This is a genomic window from Serratia sp. BNK-33-b, from assembly GCF_048684565.1.
Taxonomy (GTDB): Bacteria; Pseudomonadota; Gammaproteobacteria; order Enterobacterales; family Enterobacteriaceae; genus Serratia; species Serratia marcescens.
Map to the genome: position 1 here is coordinate 2,506,758 of NZ_JBLQTZ010000001.1, position 18,967 is coordinate 2,525,724.

General features: G+C 54.9%; 12 protein-coding genes. 8 read left to right on the top strand and 4 right to left on the bottom strand.

All coding sequences use genetic code 11. From position 1 onward, the window contains the following. Positions 1-254 precede the first annotated feature (254 nt). From ACMGGK_RS11910 to ACMGGK_RS11940, 7 genes are all read left to right on the top strand, one after another. Positions 255-1,781: a hypothetical protein gene (locus ACMGGK_RS11910; protein ID WP_016927843.1), complete on the top strand. Its 1,527-nt coding sequence runs from the start codon at positions 255-257 to the stop codon at positions 1,779-1,781. Between the two features lie 18 nt (positions 1,782-1,799). After that, the gene (locus tag ACMGGK_RS11915) at positions 1,800-2,249 is read left to right on the top strand and encodes a toxin-activating lysine-acyltransferase (protein WP_025302733.1); all 450 of its coding nucleotides are present in this window, start codon (positions 1,800-1,802) and stop codon (positions 2,247-2,249) included. A gap of 17 nt (positions 2,250-2,266) precedes the next feature. After that, on the top strand, positions 2,267-6,073 hold the full coding sequence (locus tag ACMGGK_RS11920; RefSeq protein WP_420276922.1) for an AMP-binding protein: 3,807 nt from the start codon (positions 2,267-2,269) through the stop codon (positions 6,071-6,073). After that, positions 6,073-10,218, top strand: a complete 4,146-nt coding sequence (locus ACMGGK_RS11925; RefSeq protein WP_420276923.1) for a non-ribosomal peptide synthetase — start codon at positions 6,073-6,075, stop codon at positions 10,216-10,218. The genes ACMGGK_RS11920 and ACMGGK_RS11925 overlap by 1 nt, the downstream gene beginning before the upstream one ends. 244 nt (positions 10,219-10,462) lie before the next feature. Beyond that, positions 10,463-10,723 (top strand): hypothetical protein, encoded by a 261-nt coding sequence (locus ACMGGK_RS11930; RefSeq protein ID WP_016927848.1) that lies wholly within the window; start codon positions 10,463-10,465, stop codon positions 10,721-10,723. Positions 10,724-10,747: 24 nt separating this feature from the next. After that, positions 10,748-10,915, top strand: coding sequence for a hypothetical protein (locus ACMGGK_RS11935; protein ID WP_016927849.1), 168 nt, complete (start codon positions 10,748-10,750; stop codon positions 10,913-10,915). A 42-nt stretch (positions 10,916-10,957) separates the two neighbouring features. Next, positions 10,958-11,245, top strand: a complete 288-nt coding sequence (locus ACMGGK_RS11940; protein ID WP_025302730.1) for a hypothetical protein — start codon at positions 10,958-10,960, stop codon at positions 11,243-11,245. A gap of 186 nt (positions 11,246-11,431) precedes the next feature. Here ACMGGK_RS11940 and ACMGGK_RS11945 read toward each other — a convergent pair whose 3' ends face one another. The 3 genes from ACMGGK_RS11945 to ACMGGK_RS11955 all read right to left on the bottom strand — a co-directional run bounded on the left by ACMGGK_RS11945 (position 11,432) and on the right by ACMGGK_RS11955 (position 16,162). Continuing rightward, a complete protein-coding gene (locus tag ACMGGK_RS11945; RefSeq protein WP_016927850.1) occupies positions 11,432-13,531 on the bottom strand; it encodes a peptidase domain-containing ABC transporter in 2,100 nt (699 codons plus the stop codon). Then, on the bottom strand, positions 13,524-14,810 hold the full coding sequence (locus ACMGGK_RS11950) for an HlyD family secretion protein (RefSeq protein WP_016927851.1): 1,287 nt from the start codon (positions 14,808-14,810) through the stop codon (positions 13,524-13,526). Before ACMGGK_RS11950 ends, ACMGGK_RS11945 begins: the two co-directional genes overlap by 8 nt. Positions 14,811-15,247: 437 nt before the next feature. Next, entirely contained in the window at positions 15,248-16,162 is a 915-nt protein-coding gene (locus ACMGGK_RS11955) for a LysR family transcriptional regulator (RefSeq protein ID WP_420276924.1), read from the bottom strand. A gap of 103 nt (positions 16,163-16,265) precedes the next feature. On the opposite strand from ACMGGK_RS11955, the gene ACMGGK_RS11960 reads away from it, so the two are divergent. After that, positions 16,266-17,432, top strand: coding sequence for an MFS transporter (locus tag ACMGGK_RS11960; protein ID WP_197834756.1), 1,167 nt, complete (start codon positions 16,266-16,268; stop codon positions 17,430-17,432). On the opposite strand, the gene guaD is transcribed toward ACMGGK_RS11960, so the two are convergent. Then, a complete protein-coding gene (guaD, locus tag ACMGGK_RS11965) occupies positions 17,414-18,730 on the bottom strand; it encodes a guanine deaminase (RefSeq protein WP_123867601.1) in 1,317 nt (438 codons plus the stop codon). The genes ACMGGK_RS11960 and guaD overlap by 19 nt on opposite strands. Positions 18,731-18,967 lie beyond the last annotated feature (237 nt).

An 18,967-nucleotide genomic window follows, 5' to 3' on the forward strand; every position in this document is an offset into this window, starting at 1 on the left:
CCACCCCCGTATCCTTAGCTGTGGGCGTCGGGACGGAAATAGCTATTCAAGCCGCACCACACATGCCGGTTAACGTTGCTATTCCACAGGTTCCTATGGGCCCAACCTGGAATGGCAGTGGCGGTGGCCGCCCTTCACCTTCGTCTTCACTTTCAACACCGGATTCATCAAATTAAAAAAACAGTCTTATTATTCCTTGTGCAATAAGGCCGGGATTTAACTTACTCTGCACCAATAAAAATAACGATTAAAAAATGACAAAGCTCGCCATGCTTCACGAAAGCTTGATCCCTTTCGTCGCAAAAAAGACAGGTTCTCAATTACTCTGGCACAATGCATTAAGCCCTGCCGAACAAGACGAACTGAAAAAAGAGACCAGCTATCTCATCGAAGAAAATAATCGCCATGCTATTTTTGATGACGGTACGCCGCGCTTAAACGATGAAAAAGTCTTTTTCGCCGAACGTTATGGCGGCGGCGCTATTTCGCGCAACGGCGGCGGAGCACGCTGTGGCTTTGATGGGCGTTGGCAGGTTAAAGGTATTGGGGCTAATGCGTTAGTCGGTCAAGGGGCAAAGCATGTCGATGGTGAGTTGACGATGACCGGCGCAGTATTGGAGGCATTATGGGGGAACGTCATGGCCAAACTGCTGCCTTACGGTGCCGTGCCCAATAAGGCGATCTTGTTGACCGATAGCCCCTTAGCCGCCATCTCTCCTGAATCGGCGAGAAGTCCCCATAACCGCAAGGCGTTGCTGGTGCGTGAGCCCGTCGTGCGCCCTGCACATTTTTGCCGCGCACCCTACTATCATCCTCATGATGCAATGCAAAGGCAGCCTTCGGATATTCAGCGGGTCGAAAAGCTGATTGTCGCCGCACCGGCTTTTCTGCCTCGTCCCCCGGAGTTTGACGCCGCAAGCTGGTTGGCATTGCCCCAGGAAGAACAAGCATTCTACGGGCTCTGCGAGCTTGCCCGGCGTCTCGCGACGCAGATCGCGTACTGCCGCACCCGGCATTTGGTGATGATGACCTCACCCTCCAATTGCGATATGGCCGGCAGGCTGCTGGACTTTCATGGTGTTCGCAGTGTTTTTCCCGCAGAACGTCGCGATCCCGGGCGCAGCTACATTCAACACAACAAGCTCAATGAAGACGCCCCTTTGTTGCTGAGAGGCTTGCAAGATCTCGCTTTTTATTTAGCCAAACATCAATTCGGCCCGGCATTTCTCGCGGCAGCGCACCAAGGCATCGGTGCGGCCTTCAACATGGCCTATAAACGAGCCTGCCTGCTGGATAATCTCGGTATGGCGGGTTTTGACCCTGCATTTTTACAACGCCTGCCTCTCACCGCCGAGTGGTTCGCCTTAGGCGAACGCTTGCAAAAAATGTTCGATTTGGCTCCCGGCGTCTTTACCCGTCGACAAGGTCTTGGCCTGGGGAATGCTCATCCGGCGATTGCCCTGTTGCACCGGCTCATCGACGCGCCCGTAAGGGTTCCCGCCGAACAACAGGGTACGACCGCGGAGGAGAGATTTTCTCTGGCGTTCCGTCGGTTATACGCGCAATACCTTCAGGAAACATCAGCAGCTCAAACCTCCGCCGGATTACAACTGGCGATGAAGCAGACCGTCACCAGAAGGTTGGGTTCCCGCACGTTCATGCGCCGTGAAGTGATTTTTCAAGAAATTGCCGGCTGGCGCGGCGAAGTCAGCGAGATCACCGAACAATTGCAAACCTATCTCGACCGTTTCGAGCGCCAGGCGATCAACGTATTACAATAACAACGCTGAGGATATTTCGTGAGTTTTATCAAAGAAAACCAGCAGGGTAAAAGTAGGTTCAGTCAATACGAGAGCCTGGGCTTCGCCGTTAACTGTATGTTGATGAATAAAAATTACAGTTTGTACCATATAAAAACGTTGCAGCTATGGACTCAGGAAGCGATTAATCAAAACCAATTTAAAATATTATTCGACCATTTGGATAACCCGATAGGGTATATAACCTGGGCCTACCTGAGAGATGAGACGCTGAGTCGATTTATTAACGACCCGCAGTTTCTTCTCCATAACTCAGAATGGGATGAGGGCGGCACGCTGTGTATTTTAGATTTTTGCTGCAAGCCAGGCAGCGCGCATTTATGTTTGGAACACCTTAAAAGAGTTCACCCCATCGTAGAACGCCGCACGGTTGTGTGGCGCTCCCGCCGAACGGGCAGACTGATGACTGTAAAAAATAAAGAAAAATAATTGTCAGGGATGAGGCAATGAGCAAACATCAATTACTGGATTCACAGGCAGGATTTTACTATGGCACCAAGATCGGCGATGACAAATCGAGCTATAATATCGCGGAATATGTCGAAATAAATCACACTCTCGATATCGCAAGAATGAAACGTGCTATTCATCGTGTCGTCAGCCAAACCCCTACGCTGCACGTTCTGTTTGATGAGGATAACGGCACGCCTTATCAATATTCCGTCACCGCCAATATCTCAGTGGAATGGGTAGATCTTTCGCAGAGCGCCAACGATATGGCCACCGCTATCGAATTAATGGAAGCGGATGCTAAGCGCCCCTTCTCGCTGAACGCGGCGCCGTTATTCAGACAAAAAATCATCAGGCTGGGTGAGAAACGCTTTCTGTGGTATTTCTGCAGCCACCATCTGCTGCTTGATGGTTACGGCACTTATTTGCTGATCCATCAAGTGGCGCAGGCCTACCGAGACCAGACACAACAACCGCAAGACGTACCGGCGATCGATGCCTTGCTCGGGGCTGAATCTGAGTATAAACAGTCAGCCGCCTATCAAGCAGACCGACATTTTTGGCAAGCGGCCAGCGCCTCACTGCCAGACCCGATGACATTAGCCTGCGCCAATATTCCCTCGGGACAGACCATCCGCCATGTGACGTCGTTGCCCTATCCTGCCGAGCGCCTTGCGCTGCAAACCGAACATCCTTCTTGGCTGGCGCGCACTTTTGTAGCGGTGATGGCGTATTTGTACTTATGTACCGGCGAGAAGCAGCAAACGATCGGCGTCCCTATGATGGCGCGAACAGACGCCCTGTCGAGGCAGGCGCTAACCTGCAAGACCAACGTTGTTCCTTTGACTCTCGATATTGAGGACACCGCCTCATGCCGACAGTTGGCGCAAACCATTGAACACGCGCTCAAGCAACTCAAGAAACATCAAGCGTTTCGTTACGAAGAGATAAAAAGTCTGAGGAGCGTCGCCAGCCGCTCGCCGTTGTTCAACATCGTGGTCAATATCATTCCCTTTGAAGCGGCAGCCTCATTCTCTCCCGCTCAGCGTAGTGAAATTCGTAACTTACGCTCAGGAGGCGCGCAGGATCTGGTCTTCAACATGCGTCCCGATCTCGATAACCAAACGCTGCGGCTGGAGATCGATGCCGACTCAGGGCTTTACGATGCGGCCAGTCTGGTGCGGCACAGCCAGGGGATACAGACCTTGTGCACCTTGCTGTACGACGATCCGGAAAATCTTTCCGTCGCGGCATTGCGACAACGTTTCCCGCTCTCGCTGCTGGGTAAAACAGCCAACGACAATGTGGTCGATATCATGCAGCGTATCGATCGTGCCGTCGTTCAAGCGCCGCAACGCACGGCGATCCTCACGCCTGAACACGCTTCGTCATCGCTTAGAACGCTGTCTTATGCCGTTTTGCAGCAGCAGTGGCGTGCGCTGGCCGATGTCCTGGCTCCCGTTCGCGCCGCACATACCGTACTGTTGCTCGACTTGCCGCAAGGGCCGGAGGCCATCATCTGCATGCTTGCTGCGTTGCAATTGAAAATGCCCTTCGTCAACCTGAATGCCAAAGGGGATGGAGCGGCTTACCGTCAACTGCTTGAACAGTTTAGCGACGCTATCCTGATTACCGATCGCACGCGTCCCTCCGTTCATTCCGAGCCTGGCACATTGGCGCATTGGCGCGCATCGACACTCAATATGCCGACGGATTTCGCACACTTCACCGTGTTTCGCCGGCAAACATCGACTGAGGCGCCGGCGTTCCCGGTCGGAACCAGCTATATCATGTTTACCTCCGGTTCGACGGGAATGCCTAAAGGTGTGATAGGCGCCCGACATGCTCTCAACGTTTTTGTCGATGCGGCGATAAAATGCTATGGCATTCAACCGCACGAACGCGTGTTGCAATTTGCGCCCTTGCATTTCGATGCCTGCATCGAAGAAATTTTCATGACGCTGGGGGCCGGCGCCCACCTGTGTATCGCCCCCGAGACCGTCAAGCACAGCTTTGCCGCTTTCTTCACATTCTGCGACGATCATCAAATCAGCCTGTTGGATCTGCCGACCGCCTACTTTAATGAAATGCTGTTCGCCTCCGGTGGTGAACAGACGCTACCGCCGGCCGTCACTACCGTTATCATCGGCGGCGAAAGCCTTTCACCGCGAGCCAAAGAACGCTGGTTCGCGCACTACCCCAAAGGCAGGAAGTTATTCAACTCCTACGGCCCAACCGAAACAACCGTGGTGGCGACGGCCGCAGAAATCAAAAACGATGGCGCCGCCGTGACGATAGGCACACCGCTGGATGGTATATACACGGCGATCGTCGGCGAGGATCTCAGGCCGTTGCCGCTCGGCTGCAGCGGCGAATTACTGATAGCCGGAGCGACCGTCGGCCTGGGATATTGGCATCAGCCAACGCTGAGCGCGGAAAAGTTCGTCACCCTTGAGGCCAACGGCCATCTCATGCCCGCCTTTCGTACCGGCGATATCGCCTGCCAGCGCCAAGATGGGCAGTTGGTGTTCCTTGGCCGCAAAATTCGTGAAGCGAAAATCGCCGGGCAGCGCGTCAATATGGGTGAGATAGAAAGCTGTCTGGCCCGCTTGCCCTCCATTGTCGAGATTGCCGTACTGGCCAAAAGCGGCGACGCGGGAACGGAACTGTACGCGCATTATCACAGCCGGCAGCCGCTCAGTGAGGCAATGCGCCGCACACTGTACGGCGAACTGCCCAATGCCCATATTCCTCAGCGCTTCGTGCATCATCCAACGCCGCTGGTCAAACTGGCTAACGGCAAGATTGATTATCGCACCCTGGAGAGACAATCCCGGATGCCTGAACCCACACGGGAGTTGCGTTCGACGACATTCAACACCCTGGTGCATGAAGTTTGGCTGGCGACGCTGGGCAGTGACGATGGCGACTTCTTCACGCTCGGCGGCGAGTCCCTGCAGGCCATAAAAATCATTAACGTGCTTAACGCCCACTGTCGGTTGGATCTGAACCTGAGCGACATTCTTGAACATCCAAGACTCGCCGATTTCTGCCGACACCTGACGCAGTTGGCCCATGCACGCTATGGTCTGGATCCGCAGCATCTGGACATCCGTTGCGCTATCGGCCGCTGTCTATCAACCGAGGCGCCGACCAGCAGCAGGCTGTTTATTCAATCTGCCGAAGGCACAGATGAACGGCTTTTATTGGCCGCCCTCGCCGACAAACGCTATGTGGACATTCTGTCACCGCAGGCGCTGCCGTTGCCTGCTGAATGGTCGCTGAACGCGGCCATATTCAACGTACCGAACGAAGCCACTCAATATGCCAGTTGGCTTGATGCACTTTCGGCCCTGCTGCACACCCTGCCCGGCCGAGTTAACCACATGATCTTTATGCATGATACGGCCGGCGGAGCCAGACTCACGCAAGGCCTGCTACGCGATTTCCGACATGAGCGACTACTGTTGCTGCATAAAGTCGATGCGCGCCGCCAAGCCGTCGACGCCGGCGTTACAGAGTTGATAGCCCTCTCTGCGCGGCTGGGTTATTTCCCGCACATTCGGTTCGATACGGCCAATGAGCGATTGAACGGCTGCGTACTGAGGATCTTCGGTTTCGATGATGGGGAGAATATCGACCATCGCGCCGCCTTCACAATGGCGCAGCGGAGAAACCCGGGAGTGCAGTTGTGTAGCTTAGCGCATTGGCTGAATTTGATTTCCGCCCACAGCGACAAACGCCCGAATAAAAGCGGTCGAACAGCGAAAACTATCGACGTCAACATGGAAGGAGCGCACTGATGAGCGTCATCGGCTTGATCAATCTGATGGAAATGGCGAAACAGGGAGCAAAATTCGGCGAGCTGTCGCCTCGACGCCAAACCATTGAGCATGTTGACGCCGCCGCACTCAGTGCGGTGCAGGAAGACATCACCGCATTTTTATCTGTCTGTACGCCGGACAATTCAGAGCGGCACACCGGCGAGAAGCCTTGTTACACCGTCAATCACTACGCGGGGCAATACCTGTGGCTGTATGAAAACTTCACCAAGAACAGCCCGCTGTATAACATTCCGATCGCTAAAGAGATCCTGGGGCCCTTTGAACCCGAGCGTTTGCTCGCCGCGTTGAAAAAACTGCTCAAGCGGCACGGTGCGCTTTGCGGCCGCTACCGGCTAGACGGTGAAGCCATCACCGTTGACATCGTGCATCCTGATGAAACCATTTTCGAACACAGCCTCGAGGACATCAGCAGGCTGAACAGTGAAGAGCAGCAAGAAAATATGCTGGCGGCGCTTAACGCCCAGTGTACGATCCCCTTTGACCTCGCGGCTGAGTATCCTCTGCGCTGTCGGATCTTGAGAAAGAGCGCGCAGCACCACTATCTGTTCTTGACCTTCCACCATTGCGTGGTCGACGGCTGGACGGCCAATTTGCTGGTGGATGAACTGAGCCGTGACTATCAAGCGTACGAAGAGCATTGGCATTATGACAACGGCCAGGCGTTTTTCCGCTATCTTGAAGACCCTTTCCTCGCCGTCGCCAATGTCGATGACAGCATGGCGTTTTGGCGCGATGAACTGGATGGTGCGCCGGAAAAACACGCGCTTGAATACGATATCGCCATCACCGCGGCAGGCAAAACACAGAATATCGTCAGAACATCGCTGACGAACGAACTGCAGTCGGCCCTGGCCCAGTTAGCCAAACATAACGGTACGACGCTGTTTACGCTGTTGCACTCCGCCTTCGCGTTACTGATTGCCAGAGAATCGGCGACGGATCGCGTGGTCATCGGTAGCCCGATCGCCAACAGGAACGAGCCGACGTTAAACGACGCCGTTGGCAGCTTCGTCAACACGATCGCTCACCAATTTATCATCACTGGCGACGACAGTTTCACCGCGCTGCTGCAAAAGAACGCGAATAAATTTGCGCGCGCTTTCAAACATCAGGGATTGCCCTTCTCTTATCTGGTTGAACAACTCAAGCCCACGCGCGGCAAGTTCCACCCCATTTTTCAAATCATGTTCGTCTGCCAACATCGCAAAAGCAACGAGCTAAATCTTGGCGGTGCGCAGGTTAACACCCTGCCAAGACGCTATGCGCCGCCCAAGTTTGATCTGGTTCTGGAAGTGATTTCCGGCGCAGAAGGCATTCAGTTGGAGTGGCAATACAACGCCAAGCTGTTTACGCCGGAGCGTATTAACGGATTGGCGCAAGCTTACGCATTGCTGTTGCAGCAAATTGCCTGCGATCCTTCGCGGGCCGTCGACCACTATTCGCTGGCGCCAATGGCCGATAACCGGCAATTGCGGCAGCTCTCCGTCGGGCAGGCGATGCCGGTATGCTTGCGGCAACCTCTTTCCGATCGGCTGTTACGCGCTGCCCACCAGCATGGGGATCGCCCGGCGTTGTTCGAGGGAGATCAGGTGTGGCATTACGATCGGCTATTGCGGCACGCCGGCCTCGTGGCGCATTGGCTGAACGCCCATACCGCCCCAGGCGCGCTCATCGCCATCGATCTTCCACGCGGCGCTCATCAAGCTATTGCGGCGCTCGGCGTGATCCTCGCCGGACGCGCCTACTTGCCGTTGGCCGAAGGATTACCGGATGCCCGCGTAGCGGCCATTATGCGAATATCGGGTTGCGCCTGGGTTGTGAGCAATCGGGCTCACCATCGCGCCCGCTATCCGCAGACAACCCGCGTTCAGGATCTGGAGGCGCTGTTTTCTCCCCCTGTCACAGGCACAGCAACCTTCCCACCAGGCGAAGCGGAAGCACTCGCCTATGTCATTTATACATCGGGGACGACAGGCACGCCAAAAGGCGTGGCGATGGAACACGGCGCCGTCACCAATACCTTGCTGACCATGAATCAACTGTTTAACGTTTCACATCGTGACAACGTATTGGCGCTCGCCGACCTGGCCTTCGATTTATCGGTCTATGACCTGTTCGGCAGTTGGCTAGCCGGCGCATCGGTAACCGTGTTATCGCCGCACGACGCTAAAGAGCCGTCAGCATGGCTACATGCGATACGCCAGCGGAAAATCAGCATCTGGAACTCGGTTCCCGCCATCTTGCAAATGCTGGTGCAATACTGCGCACAAGAAAACATCCTGTCGCTGCCTCAACTGCGGCATATCTGGCTGAGCGGCGATCGTATCTCTCCGCGGCTGATCGCCGAAGCACATCGGCTTTGCCCCAACGCCACCATCACCAGCCTTGGCGGTGCCACCGAAGGGGCAATATGGTCAATTTATCATCCGCTTACACGAGATACGCACTACAGAAACGCCATCCCCTATGGAACCGCATTGCCGAATCAAAGCATGTGGGTGTTGAATGAAAAACTCGAGCCGTGCGGTTTCGGCGTTACCGGCGACATTTATATCGGTGGCGTTGGCGTTGCCCGCGAGTATTGGCGCGATAGGCAAACCACCGCCGGCAGCTTTGTTCTTCTCCCAACCACCGGAGAACGCGTGTACCGCACCGGCGATCGTGGCCGTTGGCATCGCAGCGGTTACATCGAATTTCTCGGCCGCGAAGACCAACAGGTGAAACTGCAGGGTTTTCGCGTCGAATTGGGTGACGTCGAATTCGCGCTCAAAAGCAGCGAACTGGTCGCTGAAGCGTGCGTCGTCTGTCGCGATGAAACCAGGAACGGCACACCGTATCTGGAAGCCTATTTCACATTGACCGAGGCGGGGAAAGCCAGCGTCCAGGCGGAGCAAAGAATACGCGAGCAGGTTACGGCCGCATTGCCCGCGTATATGGCGCCATCCCACTATCATCTTATTGAACGTTTCCCGCTTTCACGCAACGGCAAATTGGATCGCACCTTGCTATCGCCAGGCACCGAACGGAGTCAGGCCAGCGATGTTGTTCCCGTCGCGTCCGCGGAACTCATGCTGCTACGTGAGTTGTTGGCGGATACGTTAGGCTGTGCTCCAGACAAGATCGACCCCTATGCCAGCTTCTTCAGCAATGGCGGCAGCTCGCTTTCCGGCATCACGTTTTTGGGTAACATCAAACGTGCCCTTAATGTGGAATTAACCCTGGCGGAAATCCTTGGCTACTCACAGCTCGATAAACTTGCCGAGCGTCTGCGCGATAACTCGCCCTTGCCGTTATCGATATTGTCCGGCGCAGCCCATCGCCCCTCTCTGCCCACCTTGTATTTGGTGCATGGTGCCGGTGGCCAGGTGCATCAATATGCAAAGTGGACAAAACAACTTTCCGCCTGCGCCAACATCATCACCATCGCCAGCCCGGGGTTGGCCGCGCCAGGCGCAGACGACACACTCACCCTGCAGCGATTGGCCGCCTCCCATTTGGCGGCCATACCGCGTGCCAAACGCGACACTGCCGTTATCGCCGGCTGGTCATTGGGCGGCCAATTAGCTGTCCATATGGCGGCGCAGGCCACGGAACAAGGCGCGCCCTTTGCGCATGCGGTGCTTATCGACAGCGGTTTGCCCGCCCAGCAACCCTCAGTGAATCGAGGTTTCAGCGTGGCGCAAAGTTACCTCAGTCTGTTCGACTCTCTCGGTATTGCGCGTCATTTGTGTCGGCATCAAGAAACGAATGCGATAGACAGCTTCGCCAACGAGATAAAAATGCACTATGCGCTGAATCAGAGCGTGCTTGCGGAGAAGATCACGCTGGAACATGCCGAAGCCTTTTGTTGGGCGCTGAAAAAATCCTTTGATCTGACGAACAACGCCGGCCCTCTGCCACAGATAGCGATACCGCTGACGCTTTGGCTCAGTCAGCAACGTCGGCGTAAACACCCCAATCTTGCACAACGCTGGGAGAAGCAATCCTCTCATGACGTTCAACTCAATTATTGTGCAGAAACGCATTACAGCATTTTAAACAACGCTCAACTTCTTCGAGCGCTGTCGCGGATGCTGCGCGCGTTGTCCACATCATTGGAATAACGCGAGAAGATACCCCTGGCCATTCAAACCTATTGAGGCACTGATGAAATTACCCAGCAGTTGGATTTTTTTGTTCTGCTTTTACTACACATTCATGGATATTTTTTATTCGTTATTTTTTTCCGAAGACAGGAGGTTTACCAGCACAATCATTCAATCCTTTATCTTTTCAACCTTGCTAGTGGCATTTTTCTGGTATCGGAAAACTGTAAAAACCAAAAACCAATAATATAAGGAAGTCGTTATGAGAGAACTTACGATTAATGAAGTGAACTTTATCGCAGCCGCTGGGGATTTCAGCTATGCGGAACTGGGCGGGGCCGTCGCTGCCGGCGCGGTTGGTGGAGCGATGACCGGCGCCATGGCTGGCGGTGTCGGTGCCGGCCCAGGCGCTGTTGCCGGTGCCGTTATCGGTGGTGCCGCCTATACCGCTGGCAAAATGGTGGAATCCATGTTGGGTGGCAATAAACAAACATCGACGAACAATCCTGCCGACAGTAACTAATACAGGAAGATTCGTGTTCATCATATGAAAAAGTCACTTATTGTATTGTTCGCCATTTTAATTGGGCTTGTTGCTGGCACGATTGCGGATTATTTCACCCTCAATCGCTTCTTGAAATACGCCCTTATCGCCGTTGCCGTTATCGGCACGCATAAATTGCTCAATAGCGATCGCGGGCAGCGCTCGGCATGATAAACGTGGCTTATTTGAAAATTTAATGATTAAGGAGCAAATATGCGCAATCTTACCTCTGAAGAATGTTCAATCATTTCCGGTGCAGGAGATCGCAGCGGTACATTGACGGTTTCCGCGGAAACTGTCGGCGCAGCGATCGGCGGTGGCATCGGCTCTATCGGTGGCGTGGCGGGCGGCGTTGTCGGCACCATTGTCGGCGGTGCTGTCGGTAACTATGTCACCGGCGATCGTGCCCCCGGCTCTGTTGGCCCATCAGGCATTCCCTGGGGCGGGAGCAACGGCGGCGGTACCATGTGGGGGAACAACAACAATACCGATTCGAACTGATCGGGGCCCTGCAAGCCACACGGCTGACCTCCCCGGTTAACGTTGGCTTCAGCGCCTAAAGCGTCATTTCATGCCAGGGTTATCGTTATGATAACCCTTTTTGTCATGGGCCCACCACAGGGGGAGCAACGCGGTTGGTGTAGCGAAAATGTCGAGATGAAGAAGCCAGGTGAAGCGAAGCTGACGTTACCCGAGTTGAATGACTCTATCCGCAGAGGCAATCGTCGATGGACGGTGCGCAATAATCACGCGGGTAATGTTCAGTTGTGAAATAGCGCGGTTAATATGTGTTTCATTATCGAGATCCAGGTGGCTGGTCGCTTCGTCCATAAACAGAATGCTGGGGCGACGATAGAGCGCACGGGCTATCAATAAACGCTGTTTCTGTCCGCCAGAAAGGCTTCCCCCCAATTCGCCGATCAATGTTTCGTAGCCCATTGGCATGTTTTGAATATCATCATGCATATTGCAACGCCGTGCGCACGCCTCAATACGTTTCAGATCCATTTCGGCGTCAAATCCTGAAATATTTTCAGCGATAGATCCCGCCAGCAGCTTGTCATCCTGCAGCACGCAAGCGATACATTGGCGATAATTATTAACGCCAATGTTGCTGATATCCATACCATCGACCAGCACGGCCCCTTCATCCGGCGACAGCAACCCACACATTAACTTCATCAATGTGGTTTTACCCACGCCGGAGGGGCCGACAATCGCCACGCTTTCTCCCGCAGCAATGCTGAGATTCAAATCCGTGATAATGGGTTTCGCCAAACGATCATACTGGTAGCGCAGATTCCGCACCTGAAGCTCTGCGGCGTTGCCTTTTGTGAAGAGCTGACGCGCGGGCATTTGCGGTTCCGGTGACGAAAGCACAATGTCCGCCACCCTTTCATTGTGCAAGCTTAACATTCGCAGCTGAAGCATCATGTCGATCAAGCTGCTGGCACGCTCCGAGAACTGCCCACGGTAGGCGTTAAACGCGATAAACATGCCGATCGTCATTTGATTGTCTATGACCAATGCCGCGCCGAGCCAAAGGATGATCACCTGATCGCAGGTGGCAATAAACGCCCCCAAACCGCCAAACATCATGTTTAACTTGGTCAGCTTGATACCCGCATTGATCGTTTCTACATTTAGATTCAGCCAATACTGTGAACGGGTTTCAGATAACCCCAACGCCTTTAACGTACTGATGCTATATAACGTCTCCATGAAATGAGACCCGGCCCGCGCGCCCTTCACCAACTGCTCTTCCGACAGCTGCCGATAATGTTGATAAGTCGACAGCCTGAGAATGACGTATATCGCCGTAAAGCCGAGCACCACCCAAACTAACCAGCCGCCATAGAGCAGCATCATGACAAAGACCCCGACAGACATGATGCCATCAATAATGCTGCTGACGATGCTGGTAGTGAAAGTCGCTCTTATCGTATCCAATGAGCCGAAACGGGATTGAATATCACCCAACTTGCGCTTCTCAAAGAAGGAAAGCGGCAATTTCATCAGATGATCAAACACTCCCGCCTTCCATTGCACGTCTATCAACGCGCCCATGACGATAGAGATCCACGAGCGCAACATGGATACGCCAGTGCGGAATAAAATAAAGAACAGCAATCCTATACAAATCAGCGCTAAAAGATCATGATCGCCGGCCAAAATCACATGGTCCATGACCAACTGCGTACCAACGGGCAACAGCAGATTAACCGCTTCAATCACGATCGACAGACAGAAGATCTTTAGCAAGGCTCCCTTAAGGCCGCGCACATTGCTCATCAGCTTACGAAAGCGCAATCTGCTTTGCTGTTTGATCGGCTGAAATTCACTGTCTGGCCATAGCTCAAGCGCTACGCCGGTAAAATGCCGCGACAGTTCATGCAACTCCAGCACTTTACGGCCAAAGGCAGGATCATGGATCACCGCCCGCCCTCGGCTGACACTGACAAGCACCACGAAATGCTTCATGTCCCAATGCAGAATACAGGGCATTTTCAACGCTTTAAGCTCATCGATATTCAGCGATAACGCTCTGGATTGCAGCTTGAGTGCGCTCGCGATGTCAATCAACGCGGAAAGCGTCGCCCCGCGTGAAGAAAAGCCGTAGCGGCTGCGCAGATTAAACAGATCGATTTGCAAACCATGGTAATGGCATACCATCGCTAAACTGGCCAGCCCGCATTCCGAGGCTTCAGTTTGCAGGATCTGCGGCACTTTGCGGCGCAGCGACAAATTGAGTTTGCCCTTTAGCGCGTCTAAATAAGATTCAGTCATTGATTGGCCCCATCAGGCTGTTTTTCATATCGTAGAAAGGTGAGAACATCCATTGATATAGAGGCCTTTCTTCCAGAAACAGCGTGGATTGAGCCCGCATGCCGTTAGTGAGCTGCAACGCTTTGCCCTGGTAACTGATATGCGTTTTATCCAGGGAAACGGTCACCTTGTAAAAAGATGCCGTTTGCGCGCTGGGTTGATGCACGGGAGAACTGCTGTAAGTTGACATTTCTTGAATGGAGGCCGGTACATAAGCGATGCTTTCTATTCTGCCGGGAAACTGACCGAACTTCTCATAAGGGAAAGCGTCATAGCGAATGTTAATGCCGTCCCCCGCTGAAACATAAGGCACACTGGTGTTCGGCAACCATAAAACTAGCTGATAAATCGCGCCATTACGTGGAATAATCTGTACCAAGCTGTCACCGCTATTGACCATCTGACCCGGCGTAACGCTGAGAGACTCAATGCGGCCATCGCTTGGGGCATTCACGATCAATGCGCCGCTGGCATCGGCTTCCGCTAACTGCCGTTGCAAATCATTGCGCTGAAACTGGTACTGCGAAATTTGGTTATCGAAATCTGCCGCGCGCGTAACGATGTCACTTTCCAAATTCGTAATTTGCAACGACTCCTGAATGTGTTGACTATGCAGGTTTTGGAACAGACTTTGTTGTTGATAAAATGAATAGGTTTGCCCGCTAAGCTGATCTTTGGTAATCAGACCGCGTTGCTGATATTCCTTATAGGAACGCATGTTGTCCTGAGCAAATGCCACCCCCTCTCGTGCATTATCCAACAGCTGTTTGGACTGCATATGCGCCAATTCATACTGTTTTTTTTGCGCGCGTAGATTTTCCAGCGTCATACGCTTGTTGTCTTGCAACTTTAGAATGATGCTGTCGACATGTTTTAACTGGTTTTCAAGCGCCAGGCGAGTATTGGCGCTCACTTTCCCGTTATCCGTCACTCGGCTGACATCAATCTGATAAAGACGCTGGCCTTTTTTAACCACATCCCCCACTTCGACGAAGCGTTCCGAGATAAAACCCTGTTGGGGCGCAAACACGTTGACTGAGCGGGGGAAGGTGGTGATTTCACCATAAACATTAATGCGGCGTGTATAATGACTGAATATAAGAAAAGAGAGGAAAACAAGAATAAATAAAAACGATAAAAGACCAAAGCACCAGGCAGGCAAGCCGTTTATCAATAAAGCCTTACCCGCCCATTTCGCCCGCTGATGATCCGTGGCTTCCTGTCGAAACAAATCACGCATGACATCCCTTTCCAGAAATAAAATTCAAGCCAGCCTTGGCTCGTAAAATGCGGAAGCATATCGAAAAACAGCAGCAGAGATTAAAACAGGTCTGTTGTTTTTAATTAGCGATATCGTAAAGATAATTATTCTCATTATGATATCGGGCGTTCCGAAGAAATGCAATGTTTTTTACGCACTTACCCAGCCACATAGCCGTATATCACTATGCATATCGATAAAAAACCAATAAAGAGCCTCCTAATCAAATAACGCTATTCATTCTATCTCTCGCCATATGTAATATGCAGCGGCGTAACCGCCGGATCGAGCAGCAATGTGGATAAACGCATCAAATCGAAACGCCTCCATGTTCACGGAATAAGGTCTCGGGGAATGGCTCCCTCTGAGTCACCTCCTAGCTTAGGGCAGTTGGCAGTTTGAGCAAAAACAAGTGATTAGACGTGAGCCACCTCGCCGACCTGCTGTATCAGAAAGGTCAGCAGCGCGCGCGTTTTGGCCGGCAGATAACGGCGGCCGGGGTAAACGGCATACAGCTGCAGTGGCGCCGGCGGCAACGTCAGCGGCACCTCAACCAATCGCCGGTCGGCCAGAAACGGCCGGCAGCCGAGCTCGGAAAGCATGGCGAACCCCACGCCGGCCAAGGCCGCCTTCAGCGCCATCTCCCCGCTGTTGACGCGATAGCGCGCATTGACCGGGACGGTAACGAACTTGCCGTCCGGGCGGACGAACTGCCATGGCATCCCCTTCAGCGCATCCACCGTGCTGATACAGGGCGATTGCGTGAATTGCTCAATCTCCGACGACGGCGGCCACTGCGCCAGCAGCGCCGGGGCGGCCACCACGATGCAGGGGAAAGACGCCAGCGGCTGCGCGACATAGTCGCTGTCGTCCAGCATGCCCCGGCTGATCATCACCGCCAGATCGACATCGTCGAGCAGCGACGTCATACCCGCCAGGTTGGTTACGCAGCTGATTTCGATCTGCGGATGCTGCAGGGCGAACGCCGCCAGCGGCTCGCCCAACAGGTATGGCCCAACTTCATTGGGCACGCACAGGCGCAGCGGCCCGCGCAGCTGTTGCTGCCGCTCGCTGAGGGTTTGCGCGGTGTGTTCCAGCGACGCCAGCAGCGGCTGGGTGCGTTCATGCAGCAACTGGCCGTTCGGCGTCAGCCGCATCGAGCGGGTGCTGCGTTCGATCAACCGCTGCTCAAGCTGGCGCTCCAGCTGAGAGATATAGCGGCTGACGTTGGAGGTTGGCATCGCCAGCGCCCGCGCCGCCCCGACGAAGCTGCCTTGCTCCACCACCGCCACGAAAATGCGTAACAGGTTTAAATCCAATTTATCGCGCATGATTATCCCTGATTTGATAACAAACCATGCCATTTCTACCATCTAATCCCGATCAACGCCAAGCGCTACACTGCCGGCCTGACTCTGCAACCCATGGATGCTTATGACACCCGCGAGAAAGCTGACGGCGATAGCGCTGGTCATCGCCTTTATTCAGTTCACCAATGCCCTGGAATACATGGTATTCAACCCGATATTCATCTACATGGCCGGCGATTTTTCCGTGCCCGTCAGCTTCGCCGGCTATGTCAGCGCGGCCTATACGCTGGCGGCGGTGATTTCCGGCATCGGCGCATTTTTCTGGATCGGCGGCGTTGAGAAGCGGCGCTTTCTGATGCTCAACGTCACGCTGCTGGGCGTGACCACCTTATTGATCGCCACAACCCAGCAGTTTTACTGGTTGTTGGCGCTGCGGCTGCTGGCCGGGCTGTTGGGCGGCACTACGATGGGCGTCGGGATCGGCCTGCTGCTCAACGCCGCGCCTGCCGCGCTGCACGGCCGAATGCTGGCGACGGTGATCGCGTCCTTTTCGTTGGTGAGCATTGTCGGCATGCCGGGCATGCTGTACCTGTGCGAAGTGGCAAGCTGGCGCGCCGCGCTGGCGGCTATCGGCGGACTGTGTCTGCTGGCGGCCGTATTGGTGGCGCTGTTTGTTCCCAAGGATGCGCCGCAGTCACAGGCTGCCGCGCCCGTCACGCTCGATCGCCGGCTGTTGCTGTTCGCCTCCGCCGCCGGCCTGACACAGTTCAGCCCGATGCTGCTGATCCCGGTGCTGGCGCCGCTGCTCACCCAGCGGCTACAGGTGGCAGACGCGCATTTGTCCTGGCTGTTTCTCATCGGCGGCGTGGCCGGCTATCTGGCGACCGTGCTGGCGGGCCGCTGGTTGCAACGCGTTGGCGCCGTGACGCTGACGGTGGGCGCCACTCTGTTGCTGCTGGGCAGCCTGTGGATGGCGGCGCGCGGTGGCGATCGCGGTGAACTGTTCATGGTCGCGTTTCTCGCGGCGGCCTATGCGCGGCTGGTGGCGATCTCTTCCCTGAGCATGCGCTGGCCGGACAATCGGCAACGCGCCGCCTTCGGCACGCTGCAAACCGCCCTGATACACCTGAGCGCCACGGTGGCCTTCTTGCTCTCCTCCACGCTGCTGAGCGGCGGCCTCACCCCGCTCAGTTTGCAACGTCTGTTATGGCTGTGTGCGCTGAGCGCCATCGCCGTCGCGCCGCTCAGCGTTTGGCTGCAGGCGCGGCTGCGTCAGCGCGACGCCTCATAAACCACCTTACCATTCACATAGGTGCGATAAATGTTACGATCGTCTCCCAGGGTCATCAGTACGAACCCTTGCTCCGCAGACGTGGCGCTGTTGGCGTAGCGCAGCTGCTGCAGCGGCGTCACCGCCGGATCTAGCACCACGAAATCCGCCTCTTTGCCGACGTTGAAGTTGCCGATTTTGTCGTCCAGCGCCAGCGCGCGGGCGCCGCCCAGGGTGGCATGATAGAACGCTTCTACGGCGGAGAGCCGGTAATGCTGCAGCTGGCCGACCTTGTACGCCTCGCCTAACGTGCGCAGCATATTGAAGGTGGTGCCGGCCCCCACGTCGGTGCCGATGCCGAGCTTCACCCGCTTGCGCCAGGCCTGCTGCAGGTCAAACAGCCCGCTGCCGAGAAACAGGTTGGAGGTGGGACAAAAGGCGATTGCCGAGCGGGTCTCGCACAGGCAGTCCCACTCCTGCTCCTCCAGATGCAGGCAATGGGCGAATACGCTTTTATCGCCGGTCATGCCGTAGCGGTGGTAAACATCCAGATAGCTGCGGTGCTGCGGGAACAGCGCTTTTACCCAGGCCACTTCCTGCGGGTTCTCGCTCAGGTGCGTCTGCAGCCAAACGTCGGGATATTCTTCACGCAGCCGCTGCACCTGCGCCAGCAGCGCCGGCGTACTGGTGGGCGCAAAGCGCGGTGTAATGGCGTAACCGAGGCGGCCTTTGCCGTGCCAACGTTCGATCAGTTCGCGCGTCTGGCGGTAACTCTGCGCCGGCGTTTCCAGCAGCGCCTCCGGCGCATGGCGATCCATCATCACCTTGCCGGCGATCAGGCGCATGTTCATCGCTGCCGCCTGGCTGAACAGCGCATCGACCGACCGCGGATGCACGGTGCCGAACACCAGCGCGGTGGTGGTGCCGTTACTCAGCAACTCCCGCAGAAAGAAGGCCGACATCGCGTCGGCGTGCTGCTCACAGTCGTAACGGCTTTCGGTCGGGAAGGTGTAATTGTTTAACCAGTCCAGCAGTTGATCGCCATAGGCGCCAATCATTTCGGTTTGCGGATAGTGGATGTGGGTGTCGATAAACCCCGGCACGATCAGTTTGTCGCGATACTCCGTGACCGTGAAACCCGGCGGCAGCAGCGCCTCGCCCTGCCGCCAGCTGCCGAACCAGACGATGACGCCGTCGTTCAGCAGCAGTAAACCGTCGGGAATATGCCGCAAGCGTTCCTCAAGCTGTTGCGGCGCCTCTACACAGGCTGAGATATCAAAAAAATTGCCACGAATAGCCGTGGTGAATTGCAGTGCCATTATTTTCTTCCTTGTCGCGACCGGCCCACCTCACCCGCGTAATAACCTGCGCCGATGAAACAATGCCTTTGTCGCCCAAACGCCAAGACCGGCTTAAGCATAGCAAGCCGCGTGCCAGCTGACGGCGTAAAATACATTATCCCTTAAAGAACAAAGTGATATTAATTAACCAAGGGGAGTTAACCGGCAAAAAAGAATAAAGCAAACGTCGCGCTTCGCCGGCAGATCAATAGCAAC

Coding starts and splice junctions, on each gene's coding strand:
- ACMGGK_RS11910 (WP_016927843.1), top strand. CDS start 255: ATGACAAAGCTCGCCATGCTTCACGAAAGCTTGATCCCTTTCGTCGCA.
- ACMGGK_RS11920 (WP_420276922.1), top strand. CDS start 2,267: ATGAGCAAACATCAATTACTGGATTCACAGGCAGGATTTTACTATGGC.
- ACMGGK_RS11925 (WP_420276923.1), top strand. CDS start 6,073: ATGAGCGTCATCGGCTTGATCAATCTGATGGAAATGGCGAAACAGGGA.
- ACMGGK_RS11930 (WP_016927848.1), top strand. CDS start 10,463: ATGAGAGAACTTACGATTAATGAAGTGAACTTTATCGCAGCCGCTGGG.
- ACMGGK_RS11935 (WP_016927849.1), top strand. CDS start 10,748: ATGAAAAAGTCACTTATTGTATTGTTCGCCATTTTAATTGGGCTTGTT.
- ACMGGK_RS11940 (WP_025302730.1), top strand. CDS start 10,958: ATGCGCAATCTTACCTCTGAAGAATGTTCAATCATTTCCGGTGCAGGA.
- ACMGGK_RS11945 (WP_016927850.1), bottom strand. CDS start 13,531: ATGACTGAATCTTATTTAGACGCGCTAAAGGGCAAACTCAATTTGTCG.
- ACMGGK_RS11950 (WP_016927851.1), bottom strand. CDS start 14,810: ATGCGTGATTTGTTTCGACAGGAAGCCACGGATCATCAGCGGGCGAAA.
- ACMGGK_RS11955 (WP_420276924.1), bottom strand. CDS start 16,162: ATGCGCGATAAATTGGATTTAAACCTGTTACGCATTTTCGTGGCGGTG.
- ACMGGK_RS11960 (WP_197834756.1), top strand. CDS start 16,266: ATGACACCCGCGAGAAAGCTGACGGCGATAGCGCTGGTCATCGCCTTT.
- guaD (WP_123867601.1), bottom strand. CDS start 18,730: ATGGCACTGCAATTCACCACGGCTATTCGTGGCAATTTTTTTGATATC.